Genomic DNA, 20,904 nt, shown 5'->3' on the forward strand with positions numbered 1-20,904 from the left:
GGAGGAGGCAAACAGGAACGCTTTACTGCATTTCCCTGGAGTTGTTTTCCCTGTCCTTGAACCATTGGGTCAGAAAATCGACCAGCGCCCGGATTTTTGCCGGCAGATAGCGCCGATGCGGATAGACAGCGTAGATGCCGCCATCCTTCACGATAAATTCGTCCAGACAGGAGACCAGCCTGCCGCGCTCGATTTCTTCTTCGGCGATGAAGGCGGGCAGCATGGAAAAGCCAAGACCGGCGAGTGCGGCGTTCTTTGTGGCGACGGGGCTGTTCACTTCAATCGGGCCGTTGACGGGAACCGTCATCATCGAGCCATCCGTATTGCGGAAATGCCAGTTGTTGCGCGAGCGTGCATTGGTGTCGATGATGCAGGGCCGGTCGGCCAGATCTTCGGGGCGCTCCGGTTTGCCGACACGGGCAATCAGTTCCGGCGCGCCGCACAGGACGGAGTGGAAGGGCGACAATCGCTTTGCGATGAGGGAAGAGTCCTGCAAGCGCGTGATGCGGATCGCAAGATCGAAGCCTTCTTCCACCAGATCGACAAACCGGTCATCCAGCCGTACGTCGAGCACGATTTCGGGATGGGCGAGACAGAAATCGATCAGGGACTGGCCGATGACGGCATCGGCGAAGGTGCGCGGGGCGGACAGCTTGATGCGTCCGCGCGCATCGGAACTGGTTTCGCTGACGGCATCCTGCAGCGCGTCGATCTCGCGGATGATTTCGACCGCCCGGTGATAATAGGTGTGCCCGGCTTCGGTCAGCGAGAATTGCCGCGTGGTGCGGTTGAGAAGACGCGCTCCAAGCTCGTCTTCCAGCTCGCGCACATATTTGGAAAGGAGTGCCTTGGAACGCCCGATTTTTCGCGCTGCGGCGGAAAAGCCTTCCGCCTCGACCACGTCGATGAAGGCGCGCATACGTGTGAGGGTGTCCATGGTCTAGCCCCGCTTCCCGATGATGTTTCTGGCCAGCCCGATCAGCGCCCGGTCGCTGCCGCGTGGTCCGATGAAAGAAATGCCGAAAGGTGCGCCCTGCACCCGCCCCAAAGGTAATGTGATTTGCGGCAGACCGGAAAGCACCGAAAGGCAGAGCAGGCGCAATGCCTGCTCGCGATAGGCCTGCAAGGTTTCGAAAGGTTCCTTTGCGAGCGGAGCCGCACCCGGTACGGTCGGCAGCGCCAGCACGGCGTCGTTCCCGATGATCTTCTCAAGTTCCTGCGTGAATTGCGCCCGGCGCACGCGCTGGCTGGCAACGAGATCAGCGGCGATTTCCGCGCCGAAGGCAAAACGGTCCGCGACGCCGGGCCCGAGCTTGCGATCACCCGAGGAAATCCAGCCACCATGCGTTGCCCAGGCTTCCGCACCCTGAATGTGGCGGAAGACCAGATAGAGTTCATCTATTGAAAGCGTCGGCTGGCTTGCCGCCTTGAGGCTCGTAAAGTGCGGGCGCACTTCGGCAAACATCGCGCGATAGGCATCCGTTTCGGCCTCGCCCAGCAGAAGCTGTTCGAGAACCGGCATATAAAGAAGCTTCGTCAGACTGAATTCTCGGGCGTCGTCGCCAAGCAGGATGGCGCCAACCCGGTCATAAAGCTCAATGTCGCGCGCAAACCATCCGATCGTGTCGAGCGAGGGCGCAAGCGGCATGATGCCCTGGAGCGGAATGCGGCCATGGGTGCTGCGCAAGCCCACGAGACCGCAGAAGCTGGCAGGAGCGCGAATGGAGCCGCCCGTATCCGAACCGAGCGCAATGTCGGCGAGCTTGCCTGCAACGGCCGCCGCCGAGCCGGAGGATGAGCCGCCGGTAACGCGGTCCGGCGCTGCCGGATTGATCGGATAGGGGAAATGCGAATTCTGCCCCATCAGGGAAAAGGCAAGTTCGTCGGTCTGTGCCTTGCCGACAAATTCCGCCCCGGCGGCGAGCAGCCTTTCCACCACCGGAGCCGATCTTTCGGCGCGCGGTGATTCGGCCTCGATCTGCGGATTGCCGCATCCCGTCACCATTCCGGCAACGTCATAAATGTCTTTTACGGCGAGCCGTTCGCCTTCAAGCGGCCCTTCCAATGCGTGAACGGGCGGCTTTTCAGCTTTTGCAATGATGGCGTTGAAGGGATCGAAACTGGCCATTGTTCACAACATGCAACAATTAACGGGATATTTACGCTCTTTCGAGACGGATTTGCCTGTTGAATGTTTCACTAATATTGAACAATGGCAAGCGTGCAGCGCACTGCGATCCTGCCAAAAATAAATTCGCTCAACGAATTTTTTGTCATTGAATGGACACGACTTTGCGCTTATATCGCGCTTGCCCAAAGTCGCACGTGCCTGTGGGTGTCCGCCGATCCTCGAATGGTGAGGAATTCGGTACGGTACCTGGACCTAACCGCTCCAGTCGATCTGATGGCCAACCGCCAGATCGAGGACATCTTGAAGCAACGACGGTGCGGGCCTTTCTAGTGTCTTTCGGCTGTCCAAAAGCCGAAATTACTGAAGAGGCACACCTTCATTGCCAGAAGTGCGGATGCGGTTCTCCAATTCCAATCCAAGGCAGACAAAGCGGAGTAACGCGGGTTTAGCGTTGTTCCATCGCCGCATGAGTTTTCGCGTGACATCAGCACCTCCAAAGGCTGGCTTCACGGCGGATGCGTTCATGCACACTTTGTCCCTTTGAAAGCGGTGAAGACAACCGCGCGGGAGAACGACCATGGCAACGCAGCGTATTATCGACTTCCTCAACACCCGTCGTCCGGACGGTCCTTGCCTCGTCGTCGATACCGACGTCGTGCGCGACAACTATCTGAGCTTCGAGAAGGCTTTACCCTATTCGCGCATCTTCTATGCGGTGAAGGCAAATCCTGCGCCGGAAATCCTGCGCCTGCTCGCTTCGCTCGGCTCGTGCTTCGATACCGCTTCGGTCGCCGAAATCGAAATGGCGCTGGAAGCCGGCGCGACGGCGAACCGCATTTCCTATGGCAACACCATCAAGAAGGAGCGCGATATTGCGCGCGCTTTCGAGCTGGGCATTCGCCTTTATGCGGTCGATTGCGTGGAAGAAGTCGAGAAGGTTGCGCGCGCCGCCCCCGGCAGCCGCGTGTTCTGCCGCGTGCTGACGGACGGTGAAGGCGCCGAATGGCCGCTGTCGCGCAAGTTCGGTTGCGTGCCTGCGATGGCCATCGACGTTCTGCGCCATGCAAAGTCGCTGGGTCTCGATTCCTATGGTGTGTCGTTCCACGTCGGCTCTCAGCAGACGGACCTCACCGCATGGGACCGTGCGCTCGGCGATGCGGCCAAGGTGTTCCGCACCCTTGCCGATGAAGGCATCGTGCTGCGCATGGTCAATATGGGCGGCGGTTTCCCGACCCGTTACCTCAAGGACGTGCCGACCGCGCAGGCCTATGGCATGGCGATCTTCGACGCGCTCTCCAAGCATTTCGGCAATCGCATCCCGGAAACCATCATTGAACCGGGCCGCGGCATGGTCGGCAATGCAGGCGTGATCAAGACCGAAGTGGTTCTGGTCTCGCGCAAGGCGGACAACGACAATGTGCGCTGGGTCTATCTCGACATCGGCAAGTTCGGCGGTCTCGCCGAAACCATGGACGAGGCGATCCGCTACCAGATCGTGACCCCGCATGACGGCAGCGAAACCGAACCATGCGTGCTGGCTGGCCCGACCTGCGACAGTGCGGACGTTCTTTACGAAAAGACGCCGTATCCGCTGCCGGTCTCGCTGACCATCGGTGATGAAATCCTCATCGAAGGCACGGGCGCATACACCACCACCTACTCGGCGGTGGCGTTCAACGGCTTCGAACCGCTCCGATCCTACGTCATCTGATCTTTGGGGCTGGGGTATGATCCCGGAAAGCGCGAACGCTTTCCGGCCTCGATCATACCTTTGAAAGTCTGAAAGATCCTCTCAATCCGCCCGGTGCTGCAAGGCGTCGGGCGGGGTGTGCTGCTGCCGCTTTGCGGGGATAGATGTGATGAACGCAACTCTTGAAATTCAGGAAAACACCGTAACCCTCGTTGCCCCGGCTTTCACGATTGCGGGCGAGGCGCTGCAGCATGTGCTGGCGCGCGAAGCCTTGCTGGATCGCGCGATGGGTGAAGGCCGCCGCCGCAAGTCATCGGAAAAGCTGCGTCGCGGTCGCCTGCCCGCAGAGGGGCTGGCCTTTGCCGCGCTTGGCGAAGATGGAGCGCTCGCAGGCACCGTGCGGCTGTGGGATGTCCATGCCGGGCTCGACGCCTTCGGCTTTCCCGTGTCCGCCTTGCTGCTCGGTCCGCTGGCCGTTGAACCTTCCGCTGCCGGTTGCGGCATCGGTTCGGCCCTGATGCGTCATGCCATCGATGAAGCCATGCGCCTTGGCCATGGCGCGATCCTGCTCGTGGGCGATCCAGAATATTACGGGCGCTTCGGCTTTACCGCTGAAAAGACCGGCGAGCTTGCCATGCCCGGCCCATATGAAAAGCGCCGTTTTCTGGCGCTCGAATTGAAGCCGGGCCATCTGGACGGCGCACATGGTGTCTTGCGCGCCAGCGGGCGCAAGGTGCCGCGCGCCGAGGTGCTCGCACGCCAGTCGGCATGAGTTGATCGATAAGATTATACTTCAAATGGAAGAGATTGGAACATTTCCAGCAAAAGTGTGAAACGTCTAGGCGGGGAAATCAGTTCACTGGACTGATTTCCTATCCCGCTTCGATGCGTTGGATAATGCGATAAAACAAAGAGTTAGAGCGGTTCCGGCGTTTCTGTTAGCAGGAACCGCACTAGAGGCGCAGCAGCCGTCCGAAATTGCGGACGGCTGTGATCGCAAGCCCTGCTAGGAAGCCGGCAATCAGCCCGGCGATGACGATCAGCTTGCGCGATGTGCTGGCCGGATCGAGCGGCGGGCGTGCTTCCGACAACACCCTGACATTGGCGGTATTCAGCCCTTCCTGTTCGTTCGTCTCGCGCGAGCGCAGGAGGAAGGCTTCGTAGACGGAGCGGCGCGCGGTCGCCTCGCGCTCAAGCTCGCGCAATTTCACCAGATCGCCGCTATTGTTCGCCTGCTGTGACTTGAGCTGCGCCAGACGCGCGGTCAGGTCTTTTTCCTGCTGCACGGACCGCGAGACTTCGACTCGCAGCGAGGAGCGGATGCGCCGCAATTCAGCGTCGATGTCGTTCAGCACCGTGCCCGCCTGCGACTGCGCCTGAATGAGCGCCGGGTGACGGGGGCCAAGCTGGGTGGACAAGCCGCTTGCCGTCTGGCGCGCCTGCGCATATTGCGCCCGCAGCGCCGTCAGCGTGTTGGATCGCAAATCCTCCGGCAAAGTCCCAGTCACCACGCTGTCGGAAGTGGCGTTGCTCAGCACCTGTACGCGGGCCTGAAGCCGCATGGTTTCGGCGCGCTGGTTGGTCAGTTGATCGTTGAGCCGCGTCAGGTCGTTATCGCTGATCAGCTTGCCATCGACATTGACGAGATCGTGCGATGCGCGGAAATCAGCCGCTGCGCGCTCCGCCTGTTCGACATTGGCGCGCATGTCGGCAAGCCGGTTCGACAGTTCGTCCGAAGTGCGCCGCGCGGCATCGGATTGCAGCGATGCAAGCTCGCTCTGGAAAACGGTGCTGATGGTGTTCGCAAGCGAGGCCGATTTCTGCGGATCGCGGGTTTTCACCGAGATCGAATAGATAAAGGTCTTGGCGTCGCGCCCGATGGCGATGCTCTTGTGCAGGTTATAGAGAACGCGGGTTTGCTGCGTCTGGCTGTCGCTCGCCTTTTTGGGGGACAAGATATCCTTGATCTGCGCAAACAGTCCGGCAATGCCGGTCGGAACCAGCGTGCCGTTGAATTCGGGGTCTTTTGTCAGGTCCGTCCTGTCGATCACTTTCAGCAGAACACTGCTGGAATCGATGATGCGGGCCTGGCTTTCGGCGACGGCAAGCGACGCATCGGTCGGGAGTTGCCCCGGGGTCAGTTCGTCTCCAACCGTCTTGATGTTGCGCGGATCGACCAGAATATCGGTCGAAGCGACGTACATCTGCGGCAGCGACAATGCATAGAGCGCGGCGACCACACCGCCCAATATCGTGCTGACCAGCAGGAGCCTGCGCGATCCCCGCACCACATCGATGGCGATGCGCGGATCGATCAGCGGCTTCCATTCGGCATCCGGTGCCGGGCGGTCGGCAACAGGATGCTCGCGCATGACGGGTTCGCGGGCCGGCTCGGGGGTTGGAGCGTCAGCCTCGATTGCGATTTTGCGACGTTCGCGTTCCTGAACCTTGCGCTCCAGTTCCGCTTCGATCAGGGCCACGCGTTTTTGCAACTCGGCCACGTCCGCATCGTCCAGTTCTTCCTCGATAACGGGTTCTCGCGTTTCTTGCGCATCATGGTCGTGTTCATGAAAGAACGCAGCGCGTTCATCCGATGTCGCGGGCGGTGTCCATGGCGGTGCGGCTTCGCTATCACGTGGAGCAGGCGGGCGACCGGTTGGGCGACCCGTCGGGCGCACGTCGGAAAATGCGAGAAGAGGTTTCTCAACTCCCGCCTTTCTGCGCCCCTCATGATCGCTCATTGTCGAATTCGTCCGTATCTGTAGCCGTTGGGCCGTTTCCGATGCAACCGCCGCCATGAAATCCATAAAACAGGGCTTGCGCATGCCAAACCGGAATCCGCTTGCCCCAAACCTGATGGCCGAATGTAATTTTTTATAGAAAACAAAAAGTTAAAATAATGTCGGCCTGAGCCGCGAAATGCTTGGCCCTCTTATTTTAGCTTTTGCTTGTCTTCTCTTTGAGCTTGCAAAGAAGAGTTTAAGTCTTTTTAGCTAAATCTCTTTATCTCGTCCCGCTCCGATGGGTCGAACGCACCACGAGACCACGATGGATGAGGCTCCCTGTTGATAGCGAAAGCGCTGCGGAAACTGTCAGGCAATAATGCCGGAATAGTGCGCGATTACCTGTCCCTGTTTTCCGGCTCCGCTGGCAGGCTGGTGGTTTCACTCGTCTATTTCATCGCGCTTGCAAACACGCTGCCGACGGGCGATTTCGGCATATTCGCCACTGCGTCGGGCACGGGCGTGGTGCTGTCGCGTATCGTTTCCCTCGGGTTCAGTTCGCCGCTTTACCGCATATCGACAGTGAAGCCGCGCCTGCTCGGCATCTATACGGCGGGTTTTCTCGTCGCCATTCTGGTGTCGCTGCCGCTGTTCGCGCTGGCGTCCTGGCTGGTTTACTTCGTCTTTTTCAGCCGCGATATCTCCTTCCTGCCCTTTGCCGTTGTGGTGTTTGCCGAGGCCCTGTTCTGGCGGTCGACGGAAATCGTCATCATCGTCAATAACGGCCTGCGCCGCTTCGGCATATCGGCGGGACTGGTGATTTTCGGCACGACCACGCGAGCCGTCGCAGCCCTTCTGTTCATGTGGCTGGCAAGCGCCCACGATATCGCGCATTGGGCATGGTGGTATGCGGCTGCAAATGGGGTCGCGCTGCTTGCTGCGCTGCAATTTTACCCGTCGATCCGGCTTCGCTTCAGACCATCGCTTTATATGCGGCGGCTTTCCGATGCGATTGCCGTGATGGGGGCCGAACTGCTGTTCTATATCCAGGCCGAGCTGGACAAGCTTCTCGTCTTGACTGTCGGCGGGCCTGCGACGGCGGGGCTTTACGCGATCATCATGCGCCTTGTGGATCTTACTGCCCTGCCGGTTCGCTCCTTCAACATGATGCTGGTGCAAAAGCTCATGCGCGCGCCGGACATGCTGTCTTCCTTGCGCATCCGCGCCGGACTGGAGCTTGCGGTCTTCTCCGTTTCGGTGGCGGGTCTCGGCGCGATGGTCGTGTTTCTGCAAATCTTCCCGAACGCACTCGGTTCAAGCGTTGCGCCCATTGTGGGCCTGTTGCCGCTGGTGCTGCTCGTACCCGGTTTCCGCAACCTGATCGAATACCAGACCGAAATTCTGTATGCGCGCGGCCAGTCCGGTCTCAGGACCTTGAGCATGGTGCTGATGACTGCGGCCAAGGCGTTCTTCGTCTGGCTGTTGCTGGTGAACTATGCCGACAGTCACGACTGGATTCTGGGGCTCAATATCGTGTTTGGCGGCCTCTATCTGCTGTCGCTGGTTTTCACCTATTCCAGCATCCGTTTGCCAGCTAAACGAATTTGAGGTTCAGGCTCCGATAATGCGCCGGATATCGTCGACCGAAAGGCCGAGAAAGGATTGCATGCCGATGGCGACCTGATGCGGTTCCATTTCGGCGATGAAGGTGCGGAATTCCTCTTCGCTCGGTGGCGGGGCGAACCATTGCATCCGGCAGAGATCATGCGTGTCGCTGAAATGGCCCGAGCCTTGCAGCACGTCATCGACATAGCGGCCATAGATGAAGCATTCGGAAAAGCGTCTTATATTGCCAAGGGCCGCCACCCAATGCTGTCCGGTATGGGCTTCGATCCGCTCGCACATCGAAATCACGCTGTCGCGCCGCCATGAAACAAGCTGGCCGATATAGTCGTTAAGCCCGCTTTTGCCGTTTTCGATGCCCAGCAGTTTCGCTGCATTGGCCGCCCAGACCGGATGCTCCGGCCATTCGGGATTGGCGAGCGCATTGGGGCGCACGAAAAGCCGAAGCTTTTCACCATGCCAGAGTGTGCCGCAGTCGAAGGGGCGCAGAAAGGCCGTGTCGGAATCCGTGTAGAGAAAACCGTCTTCCTCCACGGCAGCAGCAAGCGCGATCCGGCGCAACTGCTGCACATGCCAGCCACGCAGCGGCTTGGTCCGGAGCGAAAGCCAGACCCGTCTGCGCCAAAGATAGGTCGGGTCCCAGAAGGCGTGCAGCCAGGAGGGGAGAAGATCGCGCTCATCGATGATGACCCGGTGCGCGCTTTCGAGCTTGCGAAACAGGGCAACATCCTTGCTGTCTACGAGGATGTAGTGCTTCGTGAAACCGCTGACATATTTGTCCACGGTTTCGCAAAGCAGCCTGCAGCGCTCGAAATCCTGATCCCAGCTGGCCGTGACGATTGCGGTTCTCACCGGGGTTCTCCCTTCACCCAGCCTTTGGCGACGCGCCACAAAAATACGGGATTGCCGATGAGATAGCGTTTCGCGAGCCTTCGCGGTTCCTGCAACAGCCTGTGCGCCCATTCCATCTGGATCTTGCGCATCCAGTGCGGTGCGCGCTGCACCCGGCCCGTATGCAGGTCGAACAGCGCTCCGACCGCACTCGCTATCGTGCAGTGCTCCGCGGTGATATGCTTGTCGATGAAGAGTTCCTGGCGCGGGACGCCCATCGCGACGAGCAATAGGTCGGCGTGGAATTCCTTCAATTGCGCCAGAATGCCGTCGAGATCGGCGGGCTTGAAGAAGCCGTCGGAAATGACGCGATATTCATGGTGGGGTATCTGCTGCCTGAAAAGCTGTGCGGCGTCGGCCGCGACGCCCGGACCGCCGCCGAGAAGTGCGACCTTCAGCGGGCGTTTCATGTGCTGCAAAAGCCCCGGAATGAAGTCCGTTCCGTTGAGATTGGCAGGGAACTTGCTGCCATAGGCGACCTTGCTGGCAATATCGACACCCACCCCGTCGGGCAGGATCAGGAAATCCTGCAACGCAGCGCGATAATCCGGGGTTTCATCCGCAATGTTGGAATTGTTGGCGTTGAGCCAGCCTTGCTTCATGAACCGGCCTTCAGTGATGCGGTTCTCGAAGAAGGCGAAGGCGCCGTCCCAATCAAAACAGGCGACCTTCACGCCAAGGATGTTCCGGTAGGTTACATTTTCGGTATGCATCATGCCTGGTCCGTCATTCTATTTTCGCCGCGAAGTGCTTGCAGACCGCGGGCAACCGCGCGGTCCATGCCTTCGATTTGTGACCGGGTGAAGGCCTTGCCGTCCAGTCTCTGACTGTCCCCCGATCTTGCCTTCCCGATCCGTTCGATGATTGCCGCCGCGAAGGCTCGCGGGTCATCTGCAATGGTGCAATTGGCCGGGATATTGCCGATACCGCGCACGGAATGCGTCGTGGCGACGCTTGGCATGCCCAGCTCGAATGTTTCAATGGTTTTCAGCTGCACCCCGGTCCCGGCGCGGCTGACGAGCGGAACAAGCGCCCCGCTTTCCACGAATTCCGTCGCATCCGGCACCTTGCCGACGAAGTTGACGCCAGACCAGGCAGAGACGAGATCAGCGGGCGTGTTGCCTGCAATCGCGATGGAAATATCGCCAGGGAGATGCGGCTTTACCTCGCGCAGGAACCATTCCAGCCCGATGCGGTTCGGGTGCCACGTCCATGTGCCGATGAGGGCAAGGTCGTATTTTGCCGGGCGTGGCTGCGCCGCCTGCGTTCCGCCCGGCGTGACGAGCGGCATCGTCGCAAACCGGTCGGGACCAAGTCCAAGCGCCGGGCCGTCATCTTCGGCAAAGGTGAAGACGAAACGCGCTTTTGCGCTGAGGCGGCTTTCCAGCCCTTTGAGAATGCGCGCCTCGCGGGCGAACAGGAATTTCTGAATGAAGCTTCGGGCGTCGGCGGCATTTTCCTCCGCCGAGCGATATTCCACATTATGCGCCACGAAGAGCGACGGCTTGTCCTTGAAAATATCTTCAAACGCGCCGGGCAGGGTCACGCCGTTCAGCACATAGGCATCGAAAGCGCCGATCTGTCCGATGGCCTCGCGCAGTTTCTGTGCTGGAATCACCCGCAACTTCGCCGAGGAGACAGTCAGGCCGGTCAGGAATGATTTCACCACCCAGCCGATCTTGCGCCTGATGCCAGCGCCTTCGGTTCGCACTTCCACCTCGCCCAGCACGACCGTATCCGCAGCATCGGCTTTCGCGCCCGGCCATGTGAAACCAAGCACGGTCACCTTTGCACCCGAACGCCGCAGGCCATCGACCACAGCCGAATTCGCCACTTCATAACCGGTAGTCGGGATTCCATGCGGAACAATCGATGTTACGAAAACAAGGTGAGGGGACGGCAAGTCAGCTCCTGCATATTACGGATCAGCGTTCTCTATGATAGTTTCAGGCTGTGCTTACAACCACGCGGTGAACTTTTCTTTAATTGTTTTTGAATAGGCCCGGTGAAAACATGGGTCGTTAAATATTGGGTGGCGTAATGTCTGTATTACCGGATCATATACAAGTAATTGCTAAAACACCTAAACTTCGTTTCGATGAAGTAGAGGTGGTGGTGACCTTGCCGACATTTCGCCGTCCGGAGCATGTCATCCGCACGCTGGATACGCTCAACGCCCAGGTCACCAGCCGCCGCTTCGCGGTCGTGGTGATCGAAAACGAGGCGGAGGACCGGGAAGGCGCCAAGGTTGCTGCACCGCAGTTCGAGGCCGGTAAATATAACGGCATGCTGATCGTGGAATCCCATCGCGGCAACTGCAATGCCTACAATGCGGGCTGGCTGACGGCGACGACCTATTTCCCGAATTTCAAATATGTCATCGTCATCGATGATGACGAACTCGCCGATCCGGCCTGGATCGAAAACATGGTGGCAACCGCCGAGCGCTATAATGCCAGCCTCGTCGGCGGTCCCCAATATCCGATCTTTGAAAAGCCGGGGTCGGAAAAATGGGCAAGGCATCCCGTTTTCCTGCCGCATTACAGCAAGACCGGGCCGGTTCCAATCATCTATTCATCCGGCAACCTGTTGATCGCCCGCCCGGTTCTGGAAGCCATCGGCTATCCGTTCATGGACCTGAAGTTCAATTTCACCGGCGGCGGCGATTCCGATTTCATCAACCGCTCCCGCGCCAAAGGCTTCACGATTGCCTGGTGCAACGAAGGCATCGTGCGGGAGACCATTCCGGCACGGCGGCTGGAGAGCGACTGGATCACGGCGCGGGGCCTGCGCAACGGCGTCCTGTCAACGCTGATCGAGCAACGCCAGCGCAAGGACGAGCCTTTGGGTCAGGTGCGTGTTTTTTTGAAAAGTCTCGCTCTTTTGGCTTATTCTCCGATCAAGGCCCTGCGGCGCGGCATCGCGGCGCGCTTCGTGCCGGTCGGGACTTACTTCATCCATATCGGGCTGGGCCGCGTCATGGCCCATTTTGGATATCTGAATGAGCAATATCGCAACCCGGACAAGAACTGACGCGCGTTCCGATGTTGCGGCGCAAGCCAACGTGCGGGCGACAGTCCGCACGATTGCGCTCGTTATCGCCACGATAACATTCTGCATTCTGCTGATTTCCTTCCGTCCCTTCAATCCGCTCAGCGCCGCGGCGAGCGGGGATGCGTCGGGCGGCGGCGATGCCATCAACCAGCTCGGTTTCGGCTGTCTCGGAGCCGTATCCCTGCTGTCGCTTGCCATGTTCGCCGATCCGAAGAAGGTGGCCAAAATCGTCAGCCCCGGCTGGCTGCTGATGTTTGCCTTCCTGTTGGCGTCGGTTTTCGCAAGCCCCGATCCGGCAACCGCGATACGCGGCGTATTGTTGACCATGATCGGCATTCTGACGGTCATTGCCGTCCTCAGCCTGCCGCAGGATGGCGACGCCTATTCGGCCATGCTGGTCACCGTGGCTTCGATCGTCATCGTCGTTTCCTATGCGGGCGTCGTGCTTCTGCCAAATCTCGGCACCCACGGCGCCGACGCGCTGGAGCCGCAAAACGCCTATCTCTGGCGCGGTGTCTTCACGCACAAGAACATTGCCGGTCCGGTCATGGCAGCCTTTTCCTTCGCCGGTGTCTATCTGTGGCGGCGCGGCTGGCGGGTGAGCGGATTCCTGATTGCGGTATCAGCATTGGTCTTCGTCTCGCAGACCGGATCGAAGACGACGGCGGCACTGGTGCCGCTGGCCATGCTGCTCGTGATCACCCCCGGTCTTTTCGGCCTCCGTTTCCTCGCGCCGGTGGCAGTCTTCACGATCCAGTTTCTGCTTGCGCTGTTTACCTTCGGCACGGTCCTGTTCGAGCCGATGCATCAGCTTGTTCTGCAACTCGACGTCGATCCGACCTTTACCGGGCGCACCTCAATCTGGGCCTTTGCGGTGGAAGCGCTGTCCCAGCGCCCCTGGACCGGCTTCGGCTATGAAAGCTTCTGGGGCACACCGATCGCGAAGCAAGCCGCCAATCCGTATTATCTCGACTGGGATGTGCGCGGCATCGTGCATGGGCACAATGGTTATCTCGATATCGCGCTGTCGATGGGGATTCCGGCGCTCATCTGCGCCATTTTCGTCATCATCGTCATGCCGCTGGTCAATTACGCGCGCTGCCGCCCGGTGCGGGAAAACCTGCTGCTTGCCGATTTCTTCCTGATGGTCGTGTTCTTCGGAACGTTGAACGCCATGCTGGAAAGCTTCTTCTTCCGCCGCATGGACCCGGTCTGGCTCACGCTCGTCTTTGCGATCTTCGGCCTCAGGCTGACCGCGAAAATCATCATCCCGAAACGATAGAGCGGTTTCAGTGAAAACAGAATCGTAGAACCGCTCTATCTCTTTGTTTACACGCATTATCCAACGCAGGACCGTTTCGCACTTTTGCTGGAAATGCTTTTAGCCGGAGCCACTTCATGAATATCGCAATTGTCGGGACTGGATTTGTTGCCGACTACTACATGACCACGCTGCGCAATTATCCCGAACTGACGCTGCGCGGCGCCTATGACCGCTCTCCCGAGCGGCTGAAGGCGTTCTGCGCGCATTACTCGGTCAGCGCTTATGAGAGTTTCGAGGCAGTCCTCGCCGATCCGGACGTAGAGATCGTCGTCAACCTGACCACGCCTGAAAGTCATTTTGAAATCTCCCATGCAGCGCTTTCGGCGGGAAAGCATGTCTATTCCGAAAAGCCGCTGGCGATGAATTATGACGATGCGGAAGCGCTGGTCGCTTTTGCGCGGAAGGCAGGGCTCACGCTCGCGGCGGCTCCGGCCAATGGCCTCAGCGATGCCTATCGTCTGGTGGCAAGCGTAATGAATGGCATCGGCGTGCCGCGTCTTGTCTATGCGGAAATGGAAGACGGGCCGGTATTTCGTGACAAATGGTCAAGCTGGCGTTCGCAGTCGGGAGCGCCGTGGCCCGGCCTGCACGAATTTGAGATCGGCTGCACGCTGGAACATGCGGGCTATGCGCTGTCATGGCTGGTGTCGCTGTTTGGTCCGGTTGAAAGTGTCTCGGCATTTTCCGCAATAACCTTTCCGGACAAGGGGCCGGGAACCGAACATCTGCATATGGCGCCTGATTTTTCGGTCGGCTGTCTCGTTTTCAAGTCGGGGCTGGTGGCACGTCTCACATCGGGGCTTGCCATGCCGAAGGATCGCAGCCTGACGATTGTTGCCGACAAGGGCTCGATAGTGGTGGATGATCTCTGGGATAATCGTTCGGCTGTTCGTCTTGAACGCACGGAGGAAAAGCGCCGTTTTCTCGCGCGCCTGTTCGGCATCATCGAAATGCGCGTCGGCAAGTTTCTGCCATGGAAACCGACCGTCGGCACAAAGCTGTCCTATCCGAAGGCCGACAAGCGGTCGCTGCCCATGTATCCCTCACAGATCGATTTTGTGCGGGGCATCGCCGATCAGGCCCGCGCAATCCAGACGGGCGACAAGGCATTCTTTTCTGGCGATGTGGCGCTGCATATCACCGAAATCGCGCTTGCCCTGAACAATGCCGGTCAAAATGCGCAGCCCTACAGGATGAGAAGCAGTTTCTAGAGAGCCGATCTCAGCTCGTCTTTCTGAAAATTTGTCCTGGCGCGCTTCTTATCCGAGAACCGTTTCACTTTTCGGGATGCGCTTCTAACCCTTCGACAGCACCTTGCGGACGATGTCGGCAACGGCTGCACTGTGGTCGAGCGGCATGATTGCATCGGATATCCGGCCGCTTCGCACCGCATCGCGGACCGCTTCGGCCTGAAACTGCAATCCATTGCCGGAAAAGGCATAGGTTTCGATGGTGCGGCCCGGCAGGGGCAGGCGATTCATGACCTTGCCTACAAATCCCTTGCCGCCATTCGGCCCAAGCGATGACCGCGCGGCAAAGGCAGAAAACAGCGTCAGCCTCTGGGCCTTCAGAAATGGCGCATGGATCAGGATCGTGCCTTTGGTCCCCTCGATCAGCATGCTGTTCTCGCCGTCGCGGTCGAAGCCGCAGGAGAGGCTGGCTGTAGCGCCCCGCCAGCCGAGTTGGAAATCGGTGCGCATGTCGACGCCGCTTCTGGCGCGCTGCCAGCGGCCGTCCGCATGATCCGGCAAGCCAAGGAAATACAGTGCCAGCGAAACCGGATAGACGCCGAGATCGAACGCAGCGCCGCCGCCAAGTTCCGGGCTGAAGAAGCGGCTTTGCGGGTCATAGGCACGGATATAGGACAGATCGGCTTCGATGCGCGTCACCGCTCCGATGCGACCGCTGTCGATATGCTTCCTGGCGGCGCGGATCGCTGGCAGAAAGCGGCTCCACATCGCCTCCATGGCGAAGACATTTTTTGCTTTTGCAGCGGCTTCGATCTGCCGTGCGCCAGCCGCATCCAGCGACAGCGGCTTTTCGATCAGGCATGGCTTGCCCGCCGCGATTGCCTGCATGGCCTGCAGCACATGCATCGCGCTCGGAGTGGCGATGTAGATGGCATCGATATCCGGATGGGCGAGAAACGCGCCTGAATCGCTGAACGCCTTGTCAGCGCCGATGCGCCGGCGGAAAGCTTCGGCGGTCTCCGCCGCGCGCGAGCAAACAGCGGTGACACGCATCCCCGTGCTTGCCTGAATATCGTCCGCAAAGGCGTTGGCTATCGTGCCAGTGCCCCATATGCCCCAGCGAAAGTCTGTCTTTGCCTGCCTGTCGTGATTCACGTGCTTGCCCCGCAGCTTCATACAGGTGCTATATAGCTCATGTAATGCGGCTAACGAAGTTTCTTTGTCCTGTCAGGATGTCTTTCACAAGGTGGATTTGATGAGCGGATTTGTCGTGGCTGTAGCGCGGGACGGTGAGCATCGTTTTTCCAAACAGGTCGTGCCGGAAATCCGCATCATCACGGGGCATGGCGTCGAAGGCGATGCGCATCAGGGCGTGACGGTAAAGCACCGTTCCCGCGTGCGGGCCGACCCGACACAGCCCAATCTGCGGCAGGTGCATCTCATCCATGCCGAGCTTTTTGACGAGCTGGCCGAAAAGGGGTTCGATGTCGCACCCGCCGACCTTGGCGAGAACATCACCACGCGCGGTGTCGATCTGCTGGGTCTACCCCAGGGTGCGCTGATCAGGATCGGCGGTGAAGTCGTTCTGGAAGCGACCGGCCTGCGCAACCCTTGCGCCCAGATAGAGAATTTCCAGGCCGGGCTGCTGGATGCTGTGCTGGACCGCACCCCCGATGGCGAACTGGTCCGCAAGTCGGGCATCATGACCATCGTTCTTGCAGGTGGCATGGTGAAGGCGGATGACGCGATCACTATCGAATTGCCGCCGCTGCCGCATCACAAGCTGGAACGGGTGTGAAAATCGCGAAACACGGGGTTTTCAGGCCAGCTAACCGATTTAAGAAGGCGGTTGTGCGGGCAAAACCGGTGATTTTCGTGACGGGAGGTCTATCAACTTTGCGTCATATGCCCTAGATCATCCCACAATAGGATACAGATTGACATGCGCTGCCGCCGAAATCCGGCGGCGGCCTATTCTTATCGGTTCGGCTTGTCGGCGTTCGATGTTCTGCATGTGTCTAGACGACGGCCGGTCGGTTGCATTTGCGAAGGGCACAAAATGGAAAAAGCAGATATCGGAATGGTCGGCCTTGGCGTCATGGGCTCCAACCTGGCGCTGAACATAGCCGAGAAGGGCTATACGGTAGCCGTCTATGACCGTGATGAGCCTGTGCTGAAAGCCTTCCTCGAAAAGGCTGGCCCGCTGCGCGACAAGATCATTCCTTGCCCCACTTTCGAGGATCTCGCGGCGAATATCCGCAAGCCGCGCCCGATCATCTTCCTCATCAAGGCAGGCGCTCCCGTCGATGCTGAGACCACCCGCCTCAAGGCCTATCTTGAGAAGGGCGACATCATGATCGACGCCGGCAATTCCGATTATCGCGACACGGTGCGCCGCCTGAAGGCGCTCGGCCCCAATGATCCGACCTTTGTCGGCATGGGCGTTTCCGGCGGTGCGGAAGGTGCGCGCCACGGTCCGTCGATGATGGTTGGCGGCACCGAGGAAGCCTATGAGCGCATCGCGCCGATCCTGCTTGCCGCTGCCGCCAAATACAAGGACGAACCGTGCTGTGCGCTGGTGGGGCCCGATGGCGCCGGTCACTTCGTCAAGACGATCCACAACGGCATCGAATATGCCGACATGCAGATGATTGCCGAAATCTACGGCATCCTGCGTGACGGTCTCGGGCTTTCCGCCCCTGCCATCGGCGATGTGTTCGAAAAGTGGAACCAGGGGCCGCTCAACTCCTATCTGATCGAGATCACCGCCAAGGTGTTGAAGGCGACCGATCCGGAAACCGGCAAGGCGATGGTCGACATGATCCTCGATGAAGCCGGCCAGAAGGGCACGGGCCGCTGGGCGGCCATCGAGGCGCAGATGCTGGGTGTTCCGGCAACCGCGATTGAAGCCGCGGTCGCTGCCCGCTCCCTGTCCTCGCTGAAGGCGGCGCGCGCGCTTGCCGCAAAGGCCTACAATCCCGGCCAGCGCAGCCTCGAGATTTCCGATCAGGCAAAATTCCTTGCCGATCTGGAGCAGGGCCTGCTGGCGGGCAAGATCGCCGCTTACGCTCAAGGGTTCGCGGTGATGGAAGCCGCATCGCAGGAGCACGGCTGGAACATCCCGCTTGCCGAAACCGCCCGCATCTGGCGTGCGGGCTGCATCATTCGTTCGCAGCTTCTGGACGATATCGCCCACGCCTTCGAGGACAGCGAAAGCCGCAATCTGCTGCTGGCGCCCGCCTTTGTCGAACGCATGAGCAAGGCTTCCAACGGCCTTCGCCAGATCGTCGCCAAGGCGGCGCTCGCTGGCCTGCCTTTGCCTGCACTGGGCTCGGCGCTCAGCTATTTCGACAGTTTTACGCAGGCGCTTGGCACCGCCAATCTCATCCAGGGCCAGCGCGATTTCTTCGGCTCGCACGGCTTCAAGCGGATCGACAAGGACGGGGATTTCCACGGTCCCTGGGGCGAATAAAATTTCGCTGTAATTGAAAAAGCCGCCCACTGGGCGGCTTTTTTGTCTCAGTCTGCCAGGACCAGAAGATCGCGCGAGGCGAAATGCACGGTCACCTTGTCGCCGCGCTGCGGTGGCGGATGGGTCGGATCGTTGAACGTGTCGAACGAAAGGCGGTTCTTGCCCAGCGTCACGCGCGTGCGAATGACGGAACCGAGGAAATGCACATCGTCGATCGTTGCTTCCAGCGCTGTATCGTGGCTCTTGCGCGCTTCGAGGCTGACAGCTTCCGGGCGCAAGGCCAGCGTCAGCGGCTTGCCCTTCGGATGATGATCGAGCGTTTCTTGCACCGTGATGGTGCGGCCGTCGAGCTCGATGCTGTTCCGGCCCGGTTCGCTGACCGAGGCTTCCAGCATGTTGAGCGTGCCGACGAACGACGCCACGAAGCGCGAGGCAGGGCGGTTGTAGATGTCGAAAGGCGATCCGATCTGGTCGGCGCGGCCTTCATGCATGACCACGATGCGGTCGGAGATCGACAGCGCTTCTTCCTGATCGTGGGTGACGAAGACGGTCGTAATGCCGAGCTTCTGCTGGATGGCGCGGATTTCTTCGCGCAACGAGATGCGGATTTTGGCATCGAGTGCCGATAGCGGCTCGTCGAGCAGAAGAACCTGGGGCTTGGTGGCAAGCGCGCGCGCCAGCGCCACGCGCTGCTGCTGGCCGCCTGACATCTGGTAGGGATAGCGGTCCGCCAGATGGTCGAGGCGGATGAGGCCCAGCATTTCCTTCACCGTGGCGTCGATTTCCGCCTTCGGCTTTCCGGCAACGCGCAGGCCGAACGAAACATTCTGCGCAACCGTCATATTCGGAAACAACGCATAGGCCTGAAACACCATGCCGATATTGCGCTGGTTGGGCTTGAGGTCCACCACATCCTTGCCGTTGATTTCTATGGCGCCGCTGTCGGGCATCTCGAAACCGGCGATCATGCGCAGAACGGTCGTCTTTCCGCAGCCTGACGGGCCGAGGAAGGAGACGAATTCGCCCTTTTCCACGGCAAGGTTGAAATCGTGGACGACGGTATTGGCGCCGAAGCTCTTTTTCAGGTTTTTGATATTCAGAAAAGCCATGAATCTTACCCGGCGGTTGTCTTGAATTTATTGAGGCGCGAGACGAGCTGCAGCATGATGATGCTGAGCCACGTTATGCCAAACGAAATGATTGCCAGCGCTGACGGTTCGTAGGCGCGGTTTGCGCCGACAAGCTGCAGATAGGGACCGAAGGCAGGGCGGTTCAAAAGCGAGGCCAGCGTGAATTCGCCGATGACGATGGCGAATGTGATGAAGGCACCGCTCATCACGCCGGAGATCACATTCGGAAAAATCACCTTGAACATGATGTGGCCCCAGCCAGCGCCAAGGCTTTGCGCGGCTTCCGTCAGTGTATTAACGTCGATAGTGCGCATTGCCGTATCGACGGCGCGATACATATAGGGCAGCGAAAGCGTCATATAGCCGAACATCAACAGGAGGTCGGTCGCTCGTGTGGATGCCGTGAACGGCAGCCAGGATGACGAGTTGTAGATGCGCAGATATCCGAACACGATGACGATGGCCGGAATGACCAGCGGCAACAGCGTGATGAATTCCATCACCGGGCGCAATTGCGGCAGGCGCAGGCGCACCCAATAGGCGGTCGGCACGACCAGAAGCACGCCGAAGATGATGGTCAACAGGCCAAGCAGGATCGAATAGCCGAAGGTTGCCTGGAAATTCGGGTCGGAGAACACGACGCGATAGGCGTCGAAGGAATATTCGCCGCGCCGCATGCGCAGCGAGAATTCGAACGTGCCGATGAGCGGTACGAGGAAATAGATCGCGCCAATCAGGAAGGCGATCCAGGCACCGATTTTCTGGGCATTTATGCCTTTCTTTTTCATCGCTGCCACCTCTCGGCGCGAATGCGCAGCCAGATATAGATGAGGTTGGAAATACCTGTGATGACGATCATGCCGAGGGCCAGCGCATAGCCGAGGTTCTGGTTATGCAGAACGTCGCCGCGGATCTGGGCAAAGAGCAGGATCGGTACGATGTTGAGCGAGGAACCCGTCAAGGCGTAGGCGGTGGCGATGGCGCCGAAGGCGTTGGCGAACAGGAGAAGCGTCGTGCCGAGCAGGCTCGGCCACAGGATCGGAAAGGCCACCATGCGCCAATATTGCGCGGTGGTCGCCCCCAGAATGGAAGATGCCTCGCGCCACTCTTTCTTCAGCCCGTCGAGGGCGGGCGTCAGGATCAGCACCATCAGCGGTATCTGGAAGAACAGATAGGTCAGCGTCAGGCCGAAGAAGGAGAGCAGGTTGAAACCCGTCGCATAGAGGTTGAAGCCGAACCATTCCTTGAGAAGGATCGTCACGAAGCCGGTTCGCCCCAGCGTCGCAAGAAAGGCGAAGGCAAGCGGCACGCCTGCGAAGTTCGAGGCAACGCCCGAAAAGGTCAGCACCGTCGGCCGCAGCCAGGAGGGCAGGTTGCCGAGGACAACCGCCCAGGCCAGAAAGAAGCCGATGATCGCGCCGCCGATGGCCGAGGCCAGACTGACCTTGATGGAAATCCAGTAGGCGCTCATGATCTGCGGCTGAAAGAGATCATGGATGTTCTGGAGCGTGAAGTTTCCAGCCGGGTCATGAAAGGCGCCGATGATGAGGTACATCGTCGGCCAGATCAGAAACAGGATGGCGAAGATGAAAAACGGCGTCACGCCAAGCCATGACAACGGAAGCCGGCGCTTGCGCACTCCGCTGGGGGCTGATGTTTCGGCAATTGAACTCATA

18 protein-coding genes are annotated in these 20,904 nt (G+C 59.5%); 8 read left to right on the forward strand and 10 right to left on the reverse strand.

The window, feature by feature from the left end; genetic code table 11:
- Positions 1–22: 22 nt before the first annotated feature.
- On the reverse strand, positions 23–937 hold the full coding sequence (locus ABWW28_RS18645) for a LysR family transcriptional regulator (RefSeq protein WP_006469450.1): 915 nt from the start codon (positions 935–937) through the stop codon (positions 23–25).
- A gap of 3 nt (positions 938–940) precedes the next feature.
- Positions 941–2,128: an amidase gene (locus tag ABWW28_RS18650; protein WP_176588272.1), complete on the reverse strand. Its 1,188-nt coding sequence runs from the start codon at positions 2,126–2,128 to the stop codon at positions 941–943.
- Between the two features lie 580 nt (positions 2,129–2,708).
- Here ABWW28_RS18650 and odc2 point away from each other — a divergent pair.
- Positions 2,709–3,842 (forward strand): ornithine/lysine decarboxylase, encoded by a 1,134-nt coding sequence (gene odc2 / locus ABWW28_RS18655; protein ID WP_100649131.1) that lies wholly within the window; start codon positions 2,709–2,711, stop codon positions 3,840–3,842.
- A gap of 148 nt (positions 3,843–3,990) precedes the next feature.
- Positions 3,991–4,593, forward strand: coding sequence for a GNAT family N-acetyltransferase (locus ABWW28_RS18660; RefSeq protein ID WP_176588273.1), 603 nt, complete (start codon positions 3,991–3,993; stop codon positions 4,591–4,593).
- 181 nt (positions 4,594–4,774) lie between these two features.
- On the opposite strand, the gene ABWW28_RS18665 is transcribed toward ABWW28_RS18660, so the two are convergent.
- Positions 4,775–6,562: a GumC family protein gene (locus ABWW28_RS18665; RefSeq protein ID WP_176588274.1), complete on the reverse strand. Its 1,788-nt coding sequence runs from the start codon at positions 6,560–6,562 to the stop codon at positions 4,775–4,777.
- A 324-nt stretch (positions 6,563–6,886) separates the two neighbouring features.
- Between ABWW28_RS18665 and ABWW28_RS18670 the strand changes: the two genes are divergently transcribed.
- Positions 6,887–8,152 carry a lipopolysaccharide biosynthesis protein gene (locus tag ABWW28_RS18670; RefSeq protein ID WP_176588275.1) on the forward strand — a complete coding sequence of 422 codons (1,266 nt, stop codon included), beginning with the start codon at positions 6,887–6,889 and terminating at the stop codon, positions 8,150–8,152.
- A 3-nt stretch (positions 8,153–8,155) separates the two neighbouring features.
- On the opposite strand, the gene ABWW28_RS18675 is transcribed toward ABWW28_RS18670, so the two are convergent.
- Genes ABWW28_RS18675 through ABWW28_RS18685 form a run of 3 tightly spaced genes read right to left on the reverse strand, consistent with a single transcriptional unit; the run spans position 8,156 to position 10,961 of the window.
- Complete coding sequence (locus ABWW28_RS18675) at positions 8,156–9,019, reverse strand: DUF6492 family protein (protein ID WP_176588276.1); 864 nt, start codon at positions 9,017–9,019, stop codon at positions 8,156–8,158.
- Positions 9,016–9,774, reverse strand: a complete 759-nt coding sequence (locus tag ABWW28_RS18680) for a WecB/TagA/CpsF family glycosyltransferase (protein ID WP_176588277.1) — start codon at positions 9,772–9,774, stop codon at positions 9,016–9,018. Before ABWW28_RS18680 ends, ABWW28_RS18675 begins: the two co-directional genes overlap by 4 nt.
- On the reverse strand, positions 9,771–10,961 hold the full coding sequence (locus ABWW28_RS18685; protein WP_176588278.1) for a glycosyltransferase family 4 protein: 1,191 nt from the start codon (positions 10,959–10,961) through the stop codon (positions 9,771–9,773). Before ABWW28_RS18685 ends, ABWW28_RS18680 begins: the two co-directional genes overlap by 4 nt.
- Positions 10,962–11,098: 137 nt before the next feature.
- Between ABWW28_RS18685 and ABWW28_RS18690 the strand changes: the two genes are divergently transcribed.
- The 3 genes from ABWW28_RS18690 (at position 11,099) to ABWW28_RS18700 (ending at position 14,647) form a co-directional block, all read left to right on the forward strand.
- Entirely contained in the window at positions 11,099–12,091 is a 993-nt protein-coding gene (locus ABWW28_RS18690) for a glycosyltransferase family 2 protein (protein WP_006471419.1), read from the forward strand.
- Complete coding sequence (locus tag ABWW28_RS18695) at positions 12,060–13,394, forward strand: O-antigen ligase family protein (RefSeq protein WP_112670995.1); 1,335 nt, start codon at positions 12,060–12,062, stop codon at positions 13,392–13,394. Before ABWW28_RS18690 ends, ABWW28_RS18695 begins: the two co-directional genes overlap by 32 nt.
- Before the next feature lie 116 nt (positions 13,395–13,510).
- Positions 13,511–14,647 (forward strand): Gfo/Idh/MocA family protein, encoded by a 1,137-nt coding sequence (locus tag ABWW28_RS18700; RefSeq protein ID WP_176588279.1) that lies wholly within the window; start codon positions 13,511–13,513, stop codon positions 14,645–14,647.
- Positions 14,648–14,731: 84 nt separating this feature from the next.
- On the opposite strand, the gene ABWW28_RS18705 is transcribed toward ABWW28_RS18700, so the two are convergent.
- Positions 14,732–15,781 (reverse strand): Gfo/Idh/MocA family protein, encoded by a 1,050-nt coding sequence (locus ABWW28_RS18705; RefSeq protein ID WP_376780817.1) that lies wholly within the window; start codon positions 15,779–15,781, stop codon positions 14,732–14,734.
- A 100-nt stretch (positions 15,782–15,881) separates the two neighbouring features.
- Here ABWW28_RS18705 and ABWW28_RS18710 point away from each other — a divergent pair, with 100 nt between their 5' ends.
- Positions 15,882–16,424, forward strand: coding sequence for an MOSC domain-containing protein (locus tag ABWW28_RS18710; RefSeq protein WP_113477074.1), 543 nt, complete (start codon positions 15,882–15,884; stop codon positions 16,422–16,424).
- A 261-nt stretch (positions 16,425–16,685) separates the two neighbouring features.
- Positions 16,686–18,098 carry an NADP-dependent phosphogluconate dehydrogenase gene (gene gnd, locus ABWW28_RS18715; protein WP_113342328.1) on the forward strand — a complete coding sequence of 471 codons (1,413 nt, stop codon included), beginning with the start codon at positions 16,686–16,688 and terminating at the stop codon, positions 18,096–18,098.
- Positions 18,099–18,145: 47 nt separating this feature from the next.
- Here the strand turns inward: gnd and ABWW28_RS18720 are convergent, their stop codons facing one another.
- The 3 genes from ABWW28_RS18720 to ABWW28_RS18730 are packed head-to-tail and all read right to left on the reverse strand — an operon-like array spanning position 18,146 to position 20,903.
- Entirely contained in the window at positions 18,146–19,207 is a 1,062-nt protein-coding gene (locus tag ABWW28_RS18720; protein ID WP_025091750.1) for an ABC transporter ATP-binding protein, read from the reverse strand.
- A gap of 5 nt (positions 19,208–19,212) precedes the next feature.
- Positions 19,213–20,016: an ABC transporter permease gene (locus ABWW28_RS18725; RefSeq protein ID WP_176588281.1), complete on the reverse strand. Its 804-nt coding sequence runs from the start codon at positions 20,014–20,016 to the stop codon at positions 19,213–19,215.
- Positions 20,013–20,903, reverse strand: coding sequence for an ABC transporter permease (locus ABWW28_RS18730; protein ID WP_176588282.1), 891 nt, complete (start codon positions 20,901–20,903; stop codon positions 20,013–20,015). Before ABWW28_RS18730 ends, ABWW28_RS18725 begins: the two co-directional genes overlap by 4 nt.
- Between the last annotated feature and the right edge of the window lies 1 nt (position 20,904).

The organism is Brucella sp. NBRC 14130, from assembly GCF_040371715.1.
GTDB classification, from domain to species: Bacteria; Pseudomonadota; Alphaproteobacteria; order Rhizobiales; family Rhizobiaceae; genus Brucella; species Brucella intermedia.

What these genes read in the sequence shown, in the direction of transcription:
- ABWW28_RS18645 (WP_006469450.1), bottom strand. Translation starts at nt 937, where the DNA reads ATGGACACCCTCACACGTATGCGCGCCTTCATCGACGTGGTCGAGGCG.
- ABWW28_RS18650 (WP_176588272.1), bottom strand. Translation starts at nt 2,128, where the DNA reads ATGGCCAGTTTCGATCCCTTCAACGCCATCATTGCAAAAGCTGAAAAG.
- odc2 (WP_100649131.1), top strand. Translation starts at nt 2,709, where the DNA reads ATGGCAACGCAGCGTATTATCGACTTCCTCAACACCCGTCGTCCGGAC.
- ABWW28_RS18660 (WP_176588273.1), top strand. Translation starts at nt 3,991, where the DNA reads ATGAACGCAACTCTTGAAATTCAGGAAAACACCGTAACCCTCGTTGCC.
- ABWW28_RS18665 (WP_176588274.1), bottom strand. Translation starts at nt 6,562, where the DNA reads ATGAGCGATCATGAGGGGCGCAGAAAGGCGGGAGTTGAGAAACCTCTT.
- ABWW28_RS18680 (WP_176588277.1), bottom strand. Translation starts at nt 9,774, where the DNA reads ATGATGCATACCGAAAATGTAACCTACCGGAACATCCTTGGCGTGAAG.
- ABWW28_RS18690 (WP_006471419.1), top strand. Translation starts at nt 11,099, where the DNA reads ATGTCTGTATTACCGGATCATATACAAGTAATTGCTAAAACACCTAAA.
- ABWW28_RS18695 (WP_112670995.1), top strand. Translation starts at nt 12,060, where the DNA reads ATGAGCAATATCGCAACCCGGACAAGAACTGACGCGCGTTCCGATGTT.
- ABWW28_RS18700 (WP_176588279.1), top strand. Translation starts at nt 13,511, where the DNA reads ATGAATATCGCAATTGTCGGGACTGGATTTGTTGCCGACTACTACATG.
- ABWW28_RS18710 (WP_113477074.1), top strand. Translation starts at nt 15,882, where the DNA reads ATGAGCGGATTTGTCGTGGCTGTAGCGCGGGACGGTGAGCATCGTTTT.
- gnd (WP_113342328.1), top strand. Translation starts at nt 16,686, where the DNA reads ATGGAAAAAGCAGATATCGGAATGGTCGGCCTTGGCGTCATGGGCTCC.
- ABWW28_RS18720 (WP_025091750.1), bottom strand. Translation starts at nt 19,207, where the DNA reads ATGGCTTTTCTGAATATCAAAAACCTGAAAAAGAGCTTCGGCGCCAAT.
- ABWW28_RS18725 (WP_176588281.1), bottom strand. Translation starts at nt 20,016, where the DNA reads ATGAAAAAGAAAGGCATAAATGCCCAGAAAATCGGTGCCTGGATCGCC.
- ABWW28_RS18730 (WP_176588282.1), bottom strand. Translation starts at nt 20,903, where the DNA reads ATGAGTTCAATTGCCGAAACATCAGCCCCCAGCGGAGTGCGCAAGCGC.